1 protein-coding gene is annotated in these 869 nt (G+C 35.0%); it reads left to right on the top strand.

The genetic code is table 11. The annotated features are described in order from the left end of the window. Positions 1 to 556 precede the first annotated feature (556 nt). Positions 557 to 869, top strand: a 313-nt coding sequence (locus ACFIKE_RS11760; RefSeq protein WP_375650130.1) for an exodeoxyribonuclease VII large subunit, incomplete at its 3' end; no start/stop codon positions are given.

Genomic DNA, 869 nt, shown 5'->3' on the forward strand with positions numbered 1-869 from the left:
GCGCAAATGTATGCTGATTTGCAACGTGAATTTATGCAGAAAGGACCCTATGCTTTTATCTATCAGACGTATCATACCGTAGCGATGACACCTGATGTCAAAAAATGGGTTTGGAATAGTGCACCACGTATTTTTTATAGTGCAATTGAAAAATAAGAGGCTATCAAGTTTATAAAATACAAAAAACATGATCATGATATATTTGATGTATTGTAAAGTTCTTTAACACTTTGCAATACATTGAATTTTATCGGGAATAGATTACTATGTTATGTAGAAAGTTTTATTCTAGGAATTCTTATGAAAGATGTGTTTGTGTAGATGTTAAGATTGAATATTTTAACTTCTATTGATACAATTTTCGGGTGGGATAATGACTCTGGACATCCCCATACAACGGCTTCAAGTTTTTTTACAACCTTGATAATCGGTTTGAAATTAAAAATATAAGCTGTTCTAGCTGGTGTTATGGGTATTTTGGTAAAGCTATAAATCAAAAGTTTAAAGATGTTTTGTTGCAAAAAGATTCAAAGAAACGGGCGTAAAGAATTGAAAAATGGTAAGTTTGTTTAGTGAAAAAACAGGTGTAACGAATGTAGCAGAATTCACTGTTTCCGAAATAGCAGGGGCTTTAAAGCGTGTTGTTGAAGAAAAGTTTGGCTATGTACGGGTGCGTGGAGAGATATCAGGTTACCGTGGTACTCATGCTTCAGGACATGCTTATTTTGCTTTAAAAGATGATAAGGCACGGTTGGAAGCTGTTATTTGGCGTGGAGTGATGGAAAAGCTCACATTTCCTCCTGAAGAAGGGATGGAAGTGGTTGCTGTTGGTAAACTTACAACTTATCCAGGGTCATCGAAATATCAAA

Origin of the sequence: Bartonella sp. MU70NMGDW, assembly GCF_042194085.1 — a bacterium.
Classification (GTDB): Bacteria; Pseudomonadota; Alphaproteobacteria; order Rhizobiales; family Rhizobiaceae; genus Bartonella; species Bartonella grahamii.